This window comes from Aminobacter sp. GW821-FHT11F06 (genome assembly GCF_058808215.1).
Map to the genome: position 1 here is coordinate 329,587 of NZ_JBXARL010000005.1, position 14,366 is coordinate 343,952.

The 14,366-nt window shown below is 61.4% G+C and carries 13 protein-coding genes; 10 read left to right on the plus strand and 3 right to left on the minus strand.

Annotated elements, in window-relative coordinates:
• Positions 1-64 precede the first annotated feature (64 nt).
• The 7 genes from AC1RTB_RS15090 to AC1RTB_RS15120 all read left to right on the plus strand — a co-directional run bounded on the left by AC1RTB_RS15090 (position 65) and on the right by AC1RTB_RS15120 (position 7,592).
• Positions 65-1,810 carry an ABC transporter substrate-binding protein gene (locus AC1RTB_RS15090; protein WP_492881896.1) on the plus strand — a complete coding sequence of 582 codons (1,746 nt, stop codon included), beginning with the start codon at positions 65-67 and terminating at the stop codon, positions 1,808-1,810.
• A 67-nt stretch (positions 1,811-1,877) separates the two neighbouring features.
• Positions 1,878-2,837, plus strand: a complete 960-nt coding sequence (locus AC1RTB_RS15095; protein ID WP_492881897.1) for an aldo/keto reductase — start codon at positions 1,878-1,880, stop codon at positions 2,835-2,837.
• A 21-nt stretch (positions 2,838-2,858) separates the two neighbouring features.
• Complete coding sequence (locus tag AC1RTB_RS15100) at positions 2,859-3,776, plus strand: ABC transporter permease (protein WP_492881898.1); 918 nt, start codon at positions 2,859-2,861, stop codon at positions 3,774-3,776.
• Positions 3,777-3,784: 8 nt separating this feature from the next.
• Complete coding sequence (locus tag AC1RTB_RS15105; protein WP_492881899.1) at positions 3,785-4,747, plus strand: ABC transporter permease; 963 nt, start codon at positions 3,785-3,787, stop codon at positions 4,745-4,747.
• Between the two features lie 66 nt (positions 4,748-4,813).
• Positions 4,814-5,533, plus strand: coding sequence for an arylmalonate decarboxylase (locus tag AC1RTB_RS15110; protein WP_492881900.1), 720 nt, complete (start codon positions 4,814-4,816; stop codon positions 5,531-5,533).
• Between the two features lie 11 nt (positions 5,534-5,544).
• Positions 5,545-6,570, plus strand: coding sequence for an ABC transporter ATP-binding protein (locus AC1RTB_RS15115; protein ID WP_492881901.1), 1,026 nt, complete (start codon positions 5,545-5,547; stop codon positions 6,568-6,570).
• Positions 6,567-7,592: an ABC transporter ATP-binding protein gene (locus AC1RTB_RS15120; protein WP_492881902.1), complete on the plus strand. Its 1,026-nt coding sequence runs from the start codon at positions 6,567-6,569 to the stop codon at positions 7,590-7,592. The genes AC1RTB_RS15115 and AC1RTB_RS15120 overlap by 4 nt, the downstream gene beginning before the upstream one ends.
• Positions 7,593-7,675: 83 nt before the next feature.
• Here the strand turns inward: AC1RTB_RS15120 and AC1RTB_RS15125 are convergent, their stop codons facing one another.
• Together AC1RTB_RS15125 and AC1RTB_RS15130 are read right to left on the minus strand one after the other, a co-directional pair.
• A complete protein-coding gene (locus AC1RTB_RS15125; RefSeq protein ID WP_492881903.1) occupies positions 7,676-8,188 on the minus strand; it encodes a flavin reductase in 513 nt (170 codons plus the stop codon).
• 21 nt (positions 8,189-8,209) lie between these two features.
• Positions 8,210-9,745 carry a 4-hydroxyphenylacetate 3-hydroxylase family protein gene (locus AC1RTB_RS15130; protein ID WP_492881904.1) on the minus strand — a complete coding sequence of 512 codons (1,536 nt, stop codon included), beginning with the start codon at positions 9,743-9,745 and terminating at the stop codon, positions 8,210-8,212.
• A 234-nt stretch (positions 9,746-9,979) separates the two neighbouring features.
• Between AC1RTB_RS15130 and AC1RTB_RS15135 the strand changes: the two genes are divergently transcribed.
• From AC1RTB_RS15135 to AC1RTB_RS15145, 3 genes are all read left to right on the plus strand, one after another.
• Positions 9,980-10,708 (plus strand): helix-turn-helix domain-containing protein, encoded by a 729-nt coding sequence (locus tag AC1RTB_RS15135; RefSeq protein ID WP_492881905.1) that lies wholly within the window; start codon positions 9,980-9,982, stop codon positions 10,706-10,708.
• A gap of 420 nt (positions 10,709-11,128) precedes the next feature.
• Entirely contained in the window at positions 11,129-11,677 is a 549-nt protein-coding gene (locus AC1RTB_RS15140; protein ID WP_492881906.1) for a putative immunity protein, read from the plus strand.
• 408 nt (positions 11,678-12,085) lie between these two features.
• Positions 12,086-12,997: a bifunctional GNAT family N-acetyltransferase/nucleoside diphosphate kinase regulator gene (locus tag AC1RTB_RS15145; RefSeq protein WP_492881907.1), complete on the plus strand. Its 912-nt coding sequence runs from the start codon at positions 12,086-12,088 to the stop codon at positions 12,995-12,997.
• Between the two features lie 317 nt (positions 12,998-13,314).
• Here the strand turns inward: AC1RTB_RS15145 and AC1RTB_RS15150 are convergent, their stop codons facing one another.
• The gene (locus AC1RTB_RS15150; protein ID WP_492881908.1) at positions 13,315-14,268 is read right to left on the minus strand and encodes a LysR family transcriptional regulator; all 954 of its coding nucleotides are present in this window, start codon (positions 14,266-14,268) and stop codon (positions 13,315-13,317) included.
• Positions 14,269-14,366 lie beyond the last annotated feature (98 nt).

Sequence of the window (14,366 nt, forward strand, 5' to 3'; positions counted from 1 at the left end):
GCAAGTTGTAATTTCGCCAGGCTCGCATCGCTGACCGGCGCATCAATAGGGGAGGAGAACGAAGATGAAGATTCTGTCGGCAGGCAGATGGATGTTGGGTGCTACCCTTGTCGGGTTTTGCATGGCGCAGCCGGCTATGGCCAGCGAGCCCAAGTCGGGAGGAACCTTCAAGCTCGTGGGCTCGGGCGACGTCGCCGGCTTCGATCCGGTCTCGGCGCGCACCGCCGCGGTGTTTCTGCACCGCGCGCTAACACGTACGCTGGTGGCGTTTCCGACTGATGCCGATCCCAAGGTGGCTGCCCAGCCCGTCGCCGATCTGGCCGAAGCGGTGTCGGTCGCCGAGGAGGGCGGTCTTGTCTATCGTCTGACTATCCGTGAGGGAGCGACCTGGAGTACCGACGCCCCGCGCCAGATCACTGCGGCCGACGCCATCCGTGGTTTCAAGCGGCTGTGCAACCCGGTCCAGCCGACCGGGACGCCGACTTACTATATTGGCGTCATCAAAGGTTTTGCTGACTATTGCGCGGGCTTTGCCAAGGTGCCTGCCGACGTTGCCGCCATTCGTGATTATGTCGAGGGTACCAGCGTCGAAGGGCTGACGGCTGAGGACGAACGCACGCTCAAGATCACGCTCGAGCGGCCGACCGCTGACTTCGCTTCAATCCTTGCGCTGGTGTCTTCCGCGCCGGTGGCTGTCGAGATGCTCGACTATCTGCCCAATTCGCCTGAGCTGCGCCGCAACTATGTCAGCTCCGGACCCTATGTGATTGAAGACTATATCCTGAACGAGAGTATCTCGCTGGCGCGCAGCGAAAGCTGGAACGCCGCCGCCGATCCGATCCACAAGGCCTATGTCGACCGCATCGAGGTTGCCTTCGGCACGCCCGACGCCGGCAAGACCCAGCGCATGATCGAGGCAGGCGACATCGACGGCTACTTCGACCTGTCGATCGCTACTGCGGACCTCACCCGCATCATGGCCAATCCGAGCGATCCCCAACTGCTCCAGTTCGCCGACGGTGCGGTCAATCCGATCCTGGTCATCAATCTGGCTTCGCCGAACAACAACAAGGCATTGGCCGACATTCGCGTCCGCCAGGCGCTGAACTATGCGGCCAACAAATCGGCGATCGTCCAAGTCGGCGGCGGCCCTGTCGCCAAGCAGCCGATCGGCCAGCTGCTGACGGCCAATGTCGTTGGATACAAGCCTTACGACCCGTATCCGACACCCGACAGCAAGGGCGATCCGGACAAGGCCAAGCAGCTGCTTGCAGAGGCAGGTTTCCCGAATGGCATTGAGCTCAAATACAGCTATGCCGCTGGCGGCCGCTACGATCTGTATTCGGCCGCGCTGGAAGCCGATCTGGCCAAGGCCGGTATCAAGCTGATCATGCAGCCGGGGCCGTCGCGCACGGTGATGTCGCAGATGTACCAGAACCGCCAGGCAACCAACGCCGGCGCCTGGGATCTAGGCTTGACCTCGCTGCGCGCCGACTGGGTAGGCGATTCCGCCCGTACCATGATCGTGCCGATGTTCCATGGTGAGGCCTGCGAGAAGAGCACCAGCAACTGGACCTGCTACAACAATCCGGAGGTCAACGCGCTCATCGACAAAGCGCTGACGGCAACCGACGAAACTGTTGCCGCCGATGCTTGGGCTGAAGCAGACCGGGCGATCATGGCCGACGCCCCCGTCGTGCCGCTGATCACCGGCAAGATCTCGCTTTACGCCTCCGAGCGCATGCGCGGCACCACCGTCAACCTGCTGTTCAACAACGTCGACCCGACCCTGGTCTGGATCGACGAATAAGCAAGCCGGCGGGGGCGGCGCATGCCGCCGCCCCGCTCTTTTTCAATCCACATGCCTGGAGCCTAAAGTGCAGTATCGCCAGATCGGAAAATCGGACCTCAAGACCTCGGTCTTGTCGCTGGGGTCCTACCAGACTTATTCGCGGATGGAGTACCGCGACGTCGTCAATCTCGTTCGGCGCGCCGCCGAGCTCGGGATCAATCTCTTCGACGTTGCCCACTACCGCACCGCGCCGCACACTGAAGTGGTGCTCGCGCGCGCCCTGCGCGACGCCGGGCTGAAGCGCGATCAGATCATGATCATGGACAAGGTCTGGTGGTACGACAATGACGAGCCGACGCTGGAGCACCAGCTCGACGGGCTGCTGTTTCGGCTAGATACCGACTATCTCGACGTGATCATGTGCTACGGAATGCGCCCGGGCCGCGACGACCCGGCGGCAACCGCGCGCCTCAACGCCGGCTTCGTCACGTCGGGCAAGGCCCGTGCCTGGGGTGGCCTGAACTGGTCGGCAAAGGACCTGCGCATTGCGCATGAAACCTGCATCGCTGAAGGCCTGCCGACACCTGAAATCGTGCAGCTGAAATACAACATCGCGCGCCGCCACATCGTCGAGTCGCAGGAATACACGCAGCTGCGCGCCGAGACGGGCATTTCCATCCACGCATCGGACAGTCTCGAAGGTGGCATCCTGGCGGGCAGCCTCGTCCGCGAACGCGTGCTTGGGCGCGATCCCGGCAATGTGCGCGAGGAGATTATCGCGCTGGTGCCGAGGCTCCGCGAAGTGGCCGAAAGCTTTGGCTGTTCGATGGCGCAGTTGGCGATCGCCTTCGCCATCGCCAATCCGCAGACAGCCTCGCTTCTGTTCGGCGCGAGCCGTATCGCTCAGCTTGAGGACAATGTCGGTGCGGTCGAGCTCGCCGAAAAGCATGGCGACGCGATCCTTGCCGCACTCACTGATTTCGGCGTCTCCGGCCACGAGTTCGACCTGCCGCCGAACCACGCCACGCCGTTGACCAAGGACTGAACCGTCTCGTTGGAAATGCCCATGTCCGATACAACAGCCATTTCACGGCAGCAGGCCGCACCAGTGGACAGCACAAGGCAGCGCGTCTTGCGTCAGTTGCTGCGCGACAAGGCAGCCATGGCAGCAAGTGCCGTCATCCTGCTGCTGGTGCTGACAGCCGTCTTCGCGCCGCTGATCGTGGCGTTGATCGGGCATGGACCTAACGAGCAATTCCGCGACACCGGCTTGACCGCCGGTGGCGTGCCCTTGCCGCCGGGGTCGATCTTCTTGCTCGGCACCGACGTCGTCGGCCGGGACCTGTTCGTGCGGCTGGTCGTCGGCACGCAGGTCACCGTCTTCGTGGCAATTACCTGCGCGCTGACAGCGATAGCCATTGGCGTCGTTGTCGGCATGCTGGCCGGCTATCGCGGGGGGCTCATCGACACCTTGCTGTCCGGCTTCGTCGATGTGGTTCTGGGCTTGCCGCTGCTCATCACTGCCGTGGCCCTGGTCTCGGTCTATGGCGCAAGTTTCGCCATCATGATGGGAACCATAATCTTCTTTACCTGGGGGCCGGTGGCGCGTGTCGTGCGCAACCTGGTGGTGGCGACCAAGAGCGGCGAGTTCGTCGATGCGGCGCGCATGCTTGGCGCGTCCGACACCCACATCATGGTGCGCGAGATCCTGCCCAATATCGCCGGCCAGGTCATTGTCTATGGCAGCCTTCTGATCCCGCAGGTCATCGTGCTCGAGGCTTCGCTCAGCTTCCTCGGCCTTGGCGTTCCGCCACCCACGGCGACCTGGGGCGGCATCATCGCCGAAAACCAGACAAACTACGCCGTTGCCTGGTGGTCGATCCTGTTCCCGAGCCTGTTCCTTCTTGCGGCGACCTTGGCTTTCAACGTCCTGGGTGACGGTCTTCGCGATGCCCTCGATCCGACTGCCCAGCGCAGCAAATAGGATTTGTCATGTTCAGATTCCTGCTGCGCCGGCTCCTGTTCGGTCTCCTGACCCTTTGGCTGATCACGCTTGCCGTTTTCGTCCTGTTTTTCCTCGCCACGCCAGGCGATCCCGCGCTCAATTTCGCTGGTGAGTTCGCCACAGCTGACCAGGTAGCGATGGTGCGCGCCCGGCTCGGGCTCGACCAGCCGGTTTATGTACAATATCTGCGTTACATGTGGGCGCTGCTCCATTTCGATCTCGGCATGTCCTTCGTCAATCAGGAAGAGGTGTTGACGACCATTGTGCGGCGTATGCCGGCAACGATATCACTGGCGCTGGGGTCGGTGGCCGTCTGGCTGCTGGTTGCCATTCCCGCCGGCATCTTCTCGGCCCGCAGCTCCGGCCATGCCGCCGACCGCCTGATCACCATGGCGGCGCTCGCCGGCATGTCATTTCCTACCTTCGTGGTCGGCACGTTGTTGTTCTACTTGCTGTTTTTCCAGCTCACCAATGCCGGGCTGCCAATCTTTCCCTCTGGCGGGTTCGTACCGATCACCCGCGATCCCTTGGAATGGTTGCGCCACATGATCCTGCCGTGGGCGACGCTGGCGGTTGTCGGCACCGGCACCTATACCCGCATCGTCCGCGGCTCGATGCTGGAGACACTCAACCAGGATTATGTGCGCACTGCCCGCGCCAAGGGGCTCGGCGAACAGCGCGTCATGTACAAGCACGCGTTGCCGCCGGCGATGACGCCGGTGATGACGCTGGTCGGCCTCGACCTCGGCGGTTTGCTTGGCGGCACCATCATCACCGAGCGCATCTGGGGCCTCAACGGTGTCGGTTCCCTTGCCGTTCAGGCGGTCGAAAGCGGCGACCTTCCCGTCATCATGGGCACCGTGCTCATTGCCGCGTTCTTCGTCGTCGTTGCCAACCTTTGCGTCGACATTCTTCAGGCCGTGCGCGACCCCCGCGTCCGCCTCGGCTGACTTGTATCAAGTGGAGTTCTTCATGTTTCAGGCGTTGCGCGATTTCGGCGGCTCATCGAGGCTGCCATGCTGAACCGCCCGCATCTTGGTCTGATCGTTCCGCCTGCCTCTGGCGCTGTGCCGCCGGATGCCAGCACGATCTATCCGCAGTTCAGTTTTCTCGCCGAAGGACTTGGTCTCACCGAGCTGTCGAGCAATGGCTATGACTCGGTGATCGAAACGGTTGGTGCCGCCGCCGCTCGTCTCGTGGCACGCGGCGCAAGCGTGGTCTCGTTGATGGGTACGTCGCTCAGTTTCTATCGTGGCCCTGACTTCAATGCCGTGCTGGAAAGCGAGATCGCAGCCCGGTCCGGTGTTCCGGCACTCACCATGAGCAGCGCCATACTGGAGGCGGCTACATCTCTCGGCGTACGACGCCTTGCGGTTGCCACGGCCTATCGCGACGACGTCAATGTCTCGCTGTTGCGCTTCCTTGAAGCAGCCGGGCTGGAGGTGCTGTCTCTGGAGCATCTCGGCATCTCCTCTGTCGATGCGGTCCATCAGGTGCCGGAGGACGATGTTACCGAATTAGGCCGTCGTGCTTTTGCTGCGGCACCTGATGCCGACGCCGTGCTGATCTCCTGTGGCGGGCTTGCCACTCGGGCGGCCGTGCGCGCGATCGAGGCAGAAGCCGGCATTCCGGTCATCACATCGCCACTTGCCGGCTTGTGGGCAACTGTCAGGCGTGCCGGGCTCGACCCGCGCGCCGCTGGGGCTGGGCGCCTGTTCAGCACCGCACCGGAATAATAGAGGACGACATGTTCGTTTCTGTTCGTGATCTGAAGGTACATTTCCCGGCCGAGGAAGGCCTTGTCCGCGCCGTCGATGGGCTGTCCTTCTCGATTGAACGCGGCAAGACTTTGGCGATTGTCGGCGAGTCCGGGTCTGGCAAGACCGCCGCCAGCCTTGCCATGCTCGGCCTGCACGGCAAGTACGCCCGCATCAGCGGCGAGATTGCGATTGGCGACGCCCAGATCGTCGGAGCGCCGGAATCGGCGCTGCGTCGGCTGCGCGGCAATCGCATGGCGATGATCTTCCAGGATCCGCTGACCGCCATGCACCCGTATCACAAGGTTGGCGAGCAGATCGTTGAGGCCTATCGCACGCACCATGGCGTATCGCGTTCGGCAGCACGGCGCCGCACGCTTGATATGCTGGCACGCGTCGGCATGGCCGATCCGCAGCGCGCCTTTGACAGCTATCCGCACCAGCTTTCCGGCGGTCAACGGCAGCGCGTGATGATCGCCATGGCGCTTTGCTGCGATCCTGAATTGCTGATTGCCGACGAACCGACCACCGCGCTCGATGTCACCGTCCAGGCGCAGATTCTCGACCTACTCAAGGACCTTCAGCGCGAATTCGGTTCCGCGATCATCATGATCACCCATGATCTCGGCGTGGTGGCCGAGGTCGCCGACGAAGTTGTGGTGATGTATGCAGGACGTGCCGTTGAAGCCGGTACCGTGCGCGACGTCTTTTACCGGCCCGCACACCCCTACACCTGGGGCCTGCTCGAATCCATTCCGCGGCTCGACCGTCAGCGCGATCGGCTGACGGCTATTCCCGGTGCGCCGCCATCGCTCGCTGCACTCGCAGAAGGCTGTGCCTTTCGCCAGCGTTGCGGCTTTGCGGCGACTGTGCCTGATCGATTGTGCAGCACGCACGCGCCGTCGCCGACCATTGTCGCCGAGGGCCACGCGATCCGCTGCCATCTTTCACAAGCCGAGCGCGCCGCAGCGCGTGCTGGCGCAGCCCAACCTTCACAACCCGAGGTCCTGTCATGAACCCGGCCGCGTTAAGCCTGCAACAGGCTGCCCCGTTGCTCAAGGTCGAAGGCCTGAGCAAGCATTTCCCATTGTCCACTGGTCTGTTCGGTGGACAGGCGCGTTCGGTCAAGGCTGTCGAAGGCGTGTCCTTCGATGTCACGCAGGGAGAAACACTCAGCCTCGTTGGTGAATCCGGCTGCGGCAAGTCGACGACGGGTCGCCTGATCGCCCGCCTGCTCGACTTGTCCAGTGGCAAGGTTAGCTTCCAGGGGCGCGACATGTCTCATATCCAGGGGGCCGAGCGGCGCGCGCTGCGGCGCGACATCCAGATGGTATTCCAAGACCCGTACTCCTCGCTGAATCCGCGGCAAACGGTTGGCGACATCATCGGCGCGCCTTTCCTGATCCAGGGCGTGACGCCTCCTGAAGGCCGTCGCGCCGCCGTGCAGGAATTGATGCGCCGGGTCGGGCTTAATCCGGATCACTACTACCGTTACCCCCGAGAATTTTCCGGTGGTCAGCGCCAGCGTATAAGCATCGCCCGCGCACTGGCGCTGCGGCCGAAGCTGATCATCTGCGACGAACCTGTTTCTGCGCTCGACGTTTCGGTCCAGGCGCAGGTCATCAATCTGCTTCAGGACCTGCAGCGCGATCTTGGCCTGTCATATCTGTTCATCGCTCATGACCTGTCGGTGGTTCGCCATATCTCGCACCGTGTTGCGGTGATGTATCTTGGGCGGATCGTCGAGATTGCCGATGTGGGGCCACTCTACGAGCGGCCACTGCATCCCTACACGCTGGCATTGCTGTCATCGGCTCCCAATCCCGATCCCGATCGGGCGGCATCGCGCAAGCGTTTCGTGCTCAAGGGCGAACTGCCCAGCCCGGTCAACCCACCCAGCGGCTGCCTGTTCCACACACGTTGCCCAATGGCCGCGGACAAATGCCGCAACGAATTGCCGGCGCTCATACAGGTCGCGCCTGGTCGCCAGACGGCCTGTCATTTCGCCGATAGAGTGCCGCCACTGGCGACGGCATAATCGCCGTCTCAGCGACACCTCGGAAAAAAAGGGCGGCCCGTGGCCGCCCTTCGACATTCAGATGTTAGGTGATCAAAGGCCTCTCAGCCGCCAAAGCTTCCGAGAGGTGTGGATGGGCGGGCATAGTTGCGGTTAACATAAAGCAGCGCGTTGCCGTCGCTGCGCTGCCTGACTTCCACCACCCGACCGATCATTACGTTGTGCGTGCCGACGCGATGCACGGCTTCTAGTTTGCAGTCGAGATTGACGATAGCATCGGTCAGGGCCGGAGAGCCGGAGCCCATGATGAGCCAGTCGGCTGCGGCGTAGCGTTCATCCATGTCCTGCGTCGTGCCGGCGAACTTGCCTGCCAGGTGAGCATGCTCATGCGTCAGCACGTTGACGCAGAAGCGCCGGTTGGCCAGGAACATATCGCATTGCGCCGAACGGCCGTTCATGCACACCAAAATGGATGGCGGTTCGTCCGATACGCTGCACATCGCGGTCGCGGTAAAGCCGCCGCGGCCGGCCTCGCCATCAGTCGAAACGATGTTTACCGGTGCACAGACCCTGGACATGGCGTTGCGGAACTCGGCTTTCGTGACGATGTCTGCCATGGAACCTCCCCTTCGCAGCATTCAGCCGCGAAGCGGCGGCAACCAGGTATCACCGGTCCAGCCATGTTGGTCGTAGTCGGCCATGCACGTGTCCACGAGCTCTTCCATGGCCTTCAGCCTGCCGCCGCGCTCCGCGCCCTTGAGCACCTGCAGCCGCACCTCTTCGGGTGCCCCTGCATAGTTCAGCTCATAGAGCGAATGGCGGCCGCCGAATTCGCTTCCGGTCGCATCCCACAAAAGCTTCATGATCTTGATCCGCTCGATGTGCTCCATGTCGTCGGAGCCACGGACATATTTGGCGAGGTAAGGATTGATCGCGGGGTTGTCGAAATCGAGCGCTGAGGAGGGCAGGTAGATCAGCCCCGAAGCAATGACCTTGCGGACTGTCTCGACTACGCGTGGGTAGGCTTCCGACATGAAGGTGCGGTAGGCGAGGGCCGCGTCCAAATTGGGCAGGACAGCACCGTTTGCCCATGGGATAGGGTTGTAGGCCATGGCATTGGAGAAGCTCCAGAACATGTGTCTGAGCGCGATGACCTCACCCAAGGCAGCCTGGTTGCCGCGGAAGGCATCGCCACCCGTTGCCCTCAGCGCCTTAGCCAGCAGTCCGGCGAGGAAGTCGAGCTTCACGGCAAAACGCGTGCAGCCCTGGAAACAGTAGCCGTGCATGAAGCCGGACGCCGGGTGGAACGACAGGATTTTTGGTGCGTCGCGAAGAACCAGCACGTCTTCCCAGGGGATGAAGACATTGTCCAGCACCAGGATCGCGTCGTTTTCGTCGAAGCGCGACGACAGCGGATAGTCGAAGGGCGTGCCGACGGTGTTGGCCGTCTGCTCGTACGAGACCCGGCAGAACATCTTTATACCCGGCGCGTTCATCGGAACGATGAACATCACCGACAGCGAGGGATCCTCGGTGACCGTCGCAGAGCTTTGCGCCAGGAAATTGTAGTGCGTTAGCGCCGATGACGTTGCGACGACCTTGGCGCCTGAGACATAGATGCCGGCGGCTGTTTCCTTGGTGATGTGCACAAACACATCTTTGACCGCGTCGGGCGGCTTGTGCCGGTCAATCGGCGGATTGACGATGGCATGGTTCATGAACAGTACCGATTCCTGGGCCCGCTTGTGCCACGAAAGCGCATTGTCCTTGAACGAGCCGTACCAGTCGGCATTGGCACCGAGTGTGTTCATCAGCGCGGCCTTGTAGTCGGCGGTCCGACCCATCCAGCCATAGGACATGCGCGCCCATTCGGCGATCGCGCCCTGCTGGTCGACGAGGTCTTGCGATGAACGGGCAACGCGGAAGTACTTGTGCGTGAAGCCGCCTGAGCCGGTGTCGGTCGGCGACGTCAGGCTATCCTTGCGCTTGGGGTCGTGCAGCGCGTCGTAGAGGCGAGCCAGCGAGCGCGCCGAGTTGCGCATCGCTGGATGCTCGGTGACGTCGGCGATACGCTCGCCATTGATGTAGACCTCGCGCCCGTCCTTCAGGCTTTTGAGATATTCTGCGCCTGTGAATGGCCTGGTCTTATCTTGGCGGAAATCTTCGGAACGCACAGTCTTCTCCCCTGATGATGTGCGAAGCTAGCGTGTAAACGGCGCGCAAGGGATGGACAAGTTGCCAAATTCGCTTGTACTTTTTCTGGCATGCAGGTCGATCCGAACATTCCGAGTTTTTTCGTCTATGGTGAGCCGAGCCGCCTCCTGGAGGTTGGCTTCCTCCATGTTGAAGCCGTAAGCGACAGAAAAGACATCCATTTTGGCAAGGTGCGACCGCATCGGCATCCGCATATGGGCCAGATCACATTTTGGACCCAAGGTCGTGGCCAGTACCGGATCGAGGACAAGTTATGGGACTTTTCCGCGCCGGCGGTCAGTTTTGTTCCGAGCAACATCGTCCATGGTTTCGACGTCGAGCTCGATGCCGACGCGACCGTCGTTTCCGTTGCCGATGACATGCTCAAGGTTCTGGCGCGGCAGCTTCAATTGTCGCTCGACACGCCAATCTTCGTCGCCGGCCAGGGCGAAAGCGACAGCTGGGGACGGCTGGCCACGGTCGTCGAAACATTGGCCGTTGAGTATCGCGACGATGCGCCACTGGGCGGGAAGCTTATGCCCGAACTGGCTGCATCGGCGTTGTGTTACATCGCGCGGCTCAATCGCAGCCTGCCGCAGGCAGTGGGATCGCCCGCTGTGGTTCTTGCGACGGCGTTGCGTGGAGCCGTTGAAGCGCATTACCGCAAACCATGGCTGGTCGACGACTATGTCGCGGTGCTGGCGACGACGCCGCACCTGCTCGACAAGGCGGCGCGCCAGGTGTTGGGCATGTCGGTCAAGGATGTGGTGCTGGAACGGCGCCTGCTCGAAGCCAAGCGGTTGCTGATGTTCACCATCCGGCCGGTTGAGGATATCGCTTTCGAAACCGGCTTCGGCGACCCTGCCTATTTCTCACGCTTTTTTCGCCGTCGCTGCGGCGAAGCGCCCTCGACCTGGCGTAGGCGGCACATCGAGGCAGAATAGCGGTATTGACGGAAATGCCGAAGACACATCAGCCGTCTTATGTTTACTCGCCCGCCCGGGCCTGATCCTCGCTCTTTCCACTGCCGATCTGGTCGCCCGCAGGCGCCAGATCGTTTCGATGATCGTGGCCAAGGAGGCACGCGAGCGCCGTGCGTTCGAACGCTAGCTGAAGAAAAGCATCGCCCAGCCTGCGTAATACATTGCTTCGGGGGCGCGGGAAACACACCACAAAATTCTGCTAAAACCGGTCCGTCCGGAAACGGCCCCAAGGCTGCCGGAAATGATCTCTCTCGGCCTGCGATTACCGAGCCGGGAATGACCCCAACGAGTGGGTTTCGGCCTATCTGGATTCGGTGGTTCGATCCTGTAAGCTGCCCAAATCATTTTACATTCAATCGGAGCGTTTCGGGATAGCGGCAAATGGCGAATTCGGTGCAGACGCTAAGTGAATCCGATCGGCGCTTGGTCGCTGAATGGGCTGCGGCGTGTGCCGAGCGGGTTCTGTGGTTGTTCGAGGCAGAAAATCCCAGCGATGACCGCCCTCGTGCCGCCATTGCTCGAACGCGGGCGTTCGCTCGTGGAGAGCTGGACACCGCGTTGGAAATACGCCGACGGTTCGGGGGTGGCGCCTCCGCCAATGAAGTGAAATCACCCGCGGCGGCCGCTGCGGCCAGAGCCGCCGGTCAAGCCTCGGCGATCTGCCATATGGGTGCGCATGCGCTGGGGGCAGCAGCATTTGCCGTCAAAGCCGCCAGCCTGGCGGCACCAGATCAACCAGAAGCCACCGAAAACGAAATTGGATGGCAACTCGCAAAGATGACAGCAGCCGTTTGCGCCGCACTTCGGTCGCTCCCTCCAGTCGGCGAGAACCGGTCAGGCCCTCTCGGGCCAGGCCTCCTTGCCTCAGGTCAGCTCGGCATGATCATCCGTCAACTTCAAGCCCGTGTGGCCAAAAGCGATGAACACTGAGCGACGCCGAAATCGCTGGAGCTGACCTTTCACGCCAGACAATAGAATGGTCGGCTTTGGGAAGCCGTGAACTGACCTGACCGACCGGAATGGGGTCGGCTGCCGAATGGTTGGCTGTTGCGAGATTTCGCCAAAACCGGACCAACCGCAAACGGCGCCGGAACAAATCGTTTCCGCCCAAGCTGACGGTAGGGCTGTTTGGGGGGCTGCCCGTCCCGTTCAGGAACCCTCTCAGGAGGCCGCCCACTTCCACTGCGCCACGCCCTCACTCATACAGGGGCGCTTCTCCGCTGGCCTTCACCGCTGGTTCTTTGCTAGATCGGCCTTTTGATTTTCAACGTTGATCCGAAAGAACCAGCACGGCAGCGACCGTGACAGGCTTTCATTCTTGCGACCGAGGTAGCGAAGATGAACAAGCCTTTTGTTTCGTTGCGTCCAGAAATCACTCGGACACACGCACTGATCCTGATGGACTGGTTAGAAGATGAACGCGTCACTCGCTACCTGAGCGATTCCCGCAGTGTGTCTCGATTCATCGCACAGGCCGTCGACCGAGCTCAGATGCCGATCCTGACACATCTGTTCAATCAGGGCGGCCGCTTCTTTATGGCCTACGACCGAAACGATATCCCGGTCGGCTTCGTCCGTCTGGTCAAGACTGGCGCTGAGTGTGAAATAGTCTTGGTCGTCGGAGACCATGACAACTGGGGGCGCGGACTTGGCGCCAGCACCATCCGCGAAGGTTTGAAGCTCGCCTTCCTCGACATGCGAGTCGAGAGCGTCATCGCCAAAATTCACCCGAACAATACGCGCTCGCTAAAGGGCTTTGAACGCTGCGGTTTTCTTCTCAAACTCGAAACACCAACGCTCAATTCCCTGTCCATGACCTCGGGCCGGTATCTCCAACTCCTGCGCGAAGGCGCCATGGCAAAATCCAGCGACATCTACGTCACGGAGATCGACAAAGCACGGCTCCAGAGCCTGATTGAGTTCGAGCAAGGGGCGGCAATTGTCGAGCTTGAACACGAGATCGAGAGAGCCATTGTCGTTGATCCTCAACACGTCGCGCGCGATGTCGTGACAATGAATTCCAGGGTCGTGCTGCAGCTTGATGATGAACAAAAGGAAGTGGCTCTTGTCTACCCGCAAGACGCCGACGAAGGCTCTGGCAAACTATCGGTCCTCTCCGACGTAGGCGCCGCGATCCTGGGCTATCAGGAAGGCGATGCCATCGACTGGAGGGTTACAGACCGTACGCGACGTATCCTGATCGAAAGGGTGATCTACCAACCGGAATCGTCCGGTGATTTTCATCTCTAGCTGTACTGTGGCAAGCCTGCTTGTCGAGTTCGTCAGCAGCCTGACAAGCAGGAGAGACGGGCGAAGCTTCCGGTTACGCAAAGTTCTTCGCAAGGGGGCAAATAACGGTTTGTCGCTCACGGAGTGCTGAGCCGGGTCATCAGCCTCGGTGTTGTGACTTCGCGCGTGGCAGCTTTCAGCCGGGCGGCTTAGCGCTTCGATGTCTGAAATGGTCGGCTGCAAAACGGCAGCTATCGGACCTCCATCCCTAAAATCGGAACGTCCGGAAACGGCCCCAAAGCTGCCTAGAGGATGCGAAAGCCCAGACCGGCGAAAACTTAGCGGTCTCGATTTCGCGCATCGGCCCCTGTCGTCGGCATTGCCACAGAGGGCAAAAGCGCACGCACTTCTGCAAACTTGGCCTTGATGTGCTGGACGGTGACCGCCACCTCCGGCGCTAGCTTTCGATCGGCATTCACGTAGAGCGACAGGCTGCTGGTGACGTAGCCTGGAATGTCGAGCGGGACGAAGATCAATTCACCTGATGCCAGTTCCTTGGCAACGCCGACTGATGCGAAAAACCCGACGCCCAGACCGCGTCTCGCCGCTTCGCGCGCAAGCGGCCAGGACGAGGACACTATGCGGGGCTGGTACTCTGCGCCCGTCTCCTGGAACTCGACGTCCGAGTGTCTCTGAATCCACATGTCCTGGACCATCAGCACGGGATGCTCGGCGCATTGCGTGAGCGTGAGCGTCTTTTCCTGGGCGAGGGGATGATTGGGCGTCACCACCACCCCGACCCGCACGTCGAGCTGATCGAGAAGCTCGAACTGCCTGTAACGCCTGTCGAATGGCAAGAGTGCAATGTCAGGATGGCCGAGCTGCATCTGCTCGGCCTTGTTGACCACATTGGCATCGGTGACGTTGAAGCGAACGCGCGGGTGTTCCTCCACCAGACTCTCGATCGCGCCCAAGAGCACGCTGATGATGAGCGGCGGGGTGGCAAGCACACGGACCTCGCCGGCAATCTGGCCCGTAAGGGCAGTCAGTTCGCCTGCCGTGTTGCGCCAGTCCGAAAGAGTGCGTCTTGTGTGCTTCAGGAACACGTGGCCTGCAGCAGTCAGCCGCATTCCGGTAGGCAGGCGCTCAAACAGCTTGCAACCGAGCTCGGTCTCAAGATTGAGAATCTGACGCGTGATCGCTGATGGCGCCACGTGCAGGACCTCGGAGGCGACACGGATCGAACCGCTTTCTGCAACCTGCTCAAAATAGCGCAATACGGCTGCGTGCATTACATCCTCGCAACGGTACCGGCGGATCGGAAGCCGCCGGAAACTCTCGGAAAGCGAGGGTAGAAGGGTGTTGCCGACTTGGCAACGGGGGGCTCGAA

What these genes read in the sequence shown, in the direction of transcription:
- AC1RTB_RS15090 (WP_492881896.1), top strand. Translation starts at nt 65, where the DNA reads ATGAAGATTCTGTCGGCAGGCAGATGGATGTTGGGTGCTACCCTTGTC.
- AC1RTB_RS15100 (WP_492881898.1), top strand. Translation starts at nt 2,859, where the DNA reads ATGTCCGATACAACAGCCATTTCACGGCAGCAGGCCGCACCAGTGGAC.
- AC1RTB_RS15105 (WP_492881899.1), top strand. Translation starts at nt 3,785, where the DNA reads ATGTTCAGATTCCTGCTGCGCCGGCTCCTGTTCGGTCTCCTGACCCTT.
- AC1RTB_RS15110 (WP_492881900.1), top strand. Translation starts at nt 4,814, where the DNA reads ATGCTGAACCGCCCGCATCTTGGTCTGATCGTTCCGCCTGCCTCTGGC.
- AC1RTB_RS15115 (WP_492881901.1), top strand. Translation starts at nt 5,545, where the DNA reads ATGTTCGTTTCTGTTCGTGATCTGAAGGTACATTTCCCGGCCGAGGAA.
- AC1RTB_RS15120 (WP_492881902.1), top strand. Translation starts at nt 6,567, where the DNA reads ATGAACCCGGCCGCGTTAAGCCTGCAACAGGCTGCCCCGTTGCTCAAG.
- AC1RTB_RS15125 (WP_492881903.1), bottom strand. Translation starts at nt 8,188, where the DNA reads ATGGCAGACATCGTCACGAAAGCCGAGTTCCGCAACGCCATGTCCAGG.
- AC1RTB_RS15135 (WP_492881905.1), top strand. Translation starts at nt 9,980, where the DNA reads ATGGGCCAGATCACATTTTGGACCCAAGGTCGTGGCCAGTACCGGATC.
- AC1RTB_RS15140 (WP_492881906.1), top strand. Translation starts at nt 11,129, where the DNA reads ATGGCGAATTCGGTGCAGACGCTAAGTGAATCCGATCGGCGCTTGGTC.
- AC1RTB_RS15145 (WP_492881907.1), top strand. Translation starts at nt 12,086, where the DNA reads ATGAACAAGCCTTTTGTTTCGTTGCGTCCAGAAATCACTCGGACACAC.
- AC1RTB_RS15150 (WP_492881908.1), bottom strand. Translation starts at nt 14,268, where the DNA reads ATGCACGCAGCCGTATTGCGCTATTTTGAGCAGGTTGCAGAAAGCGGT.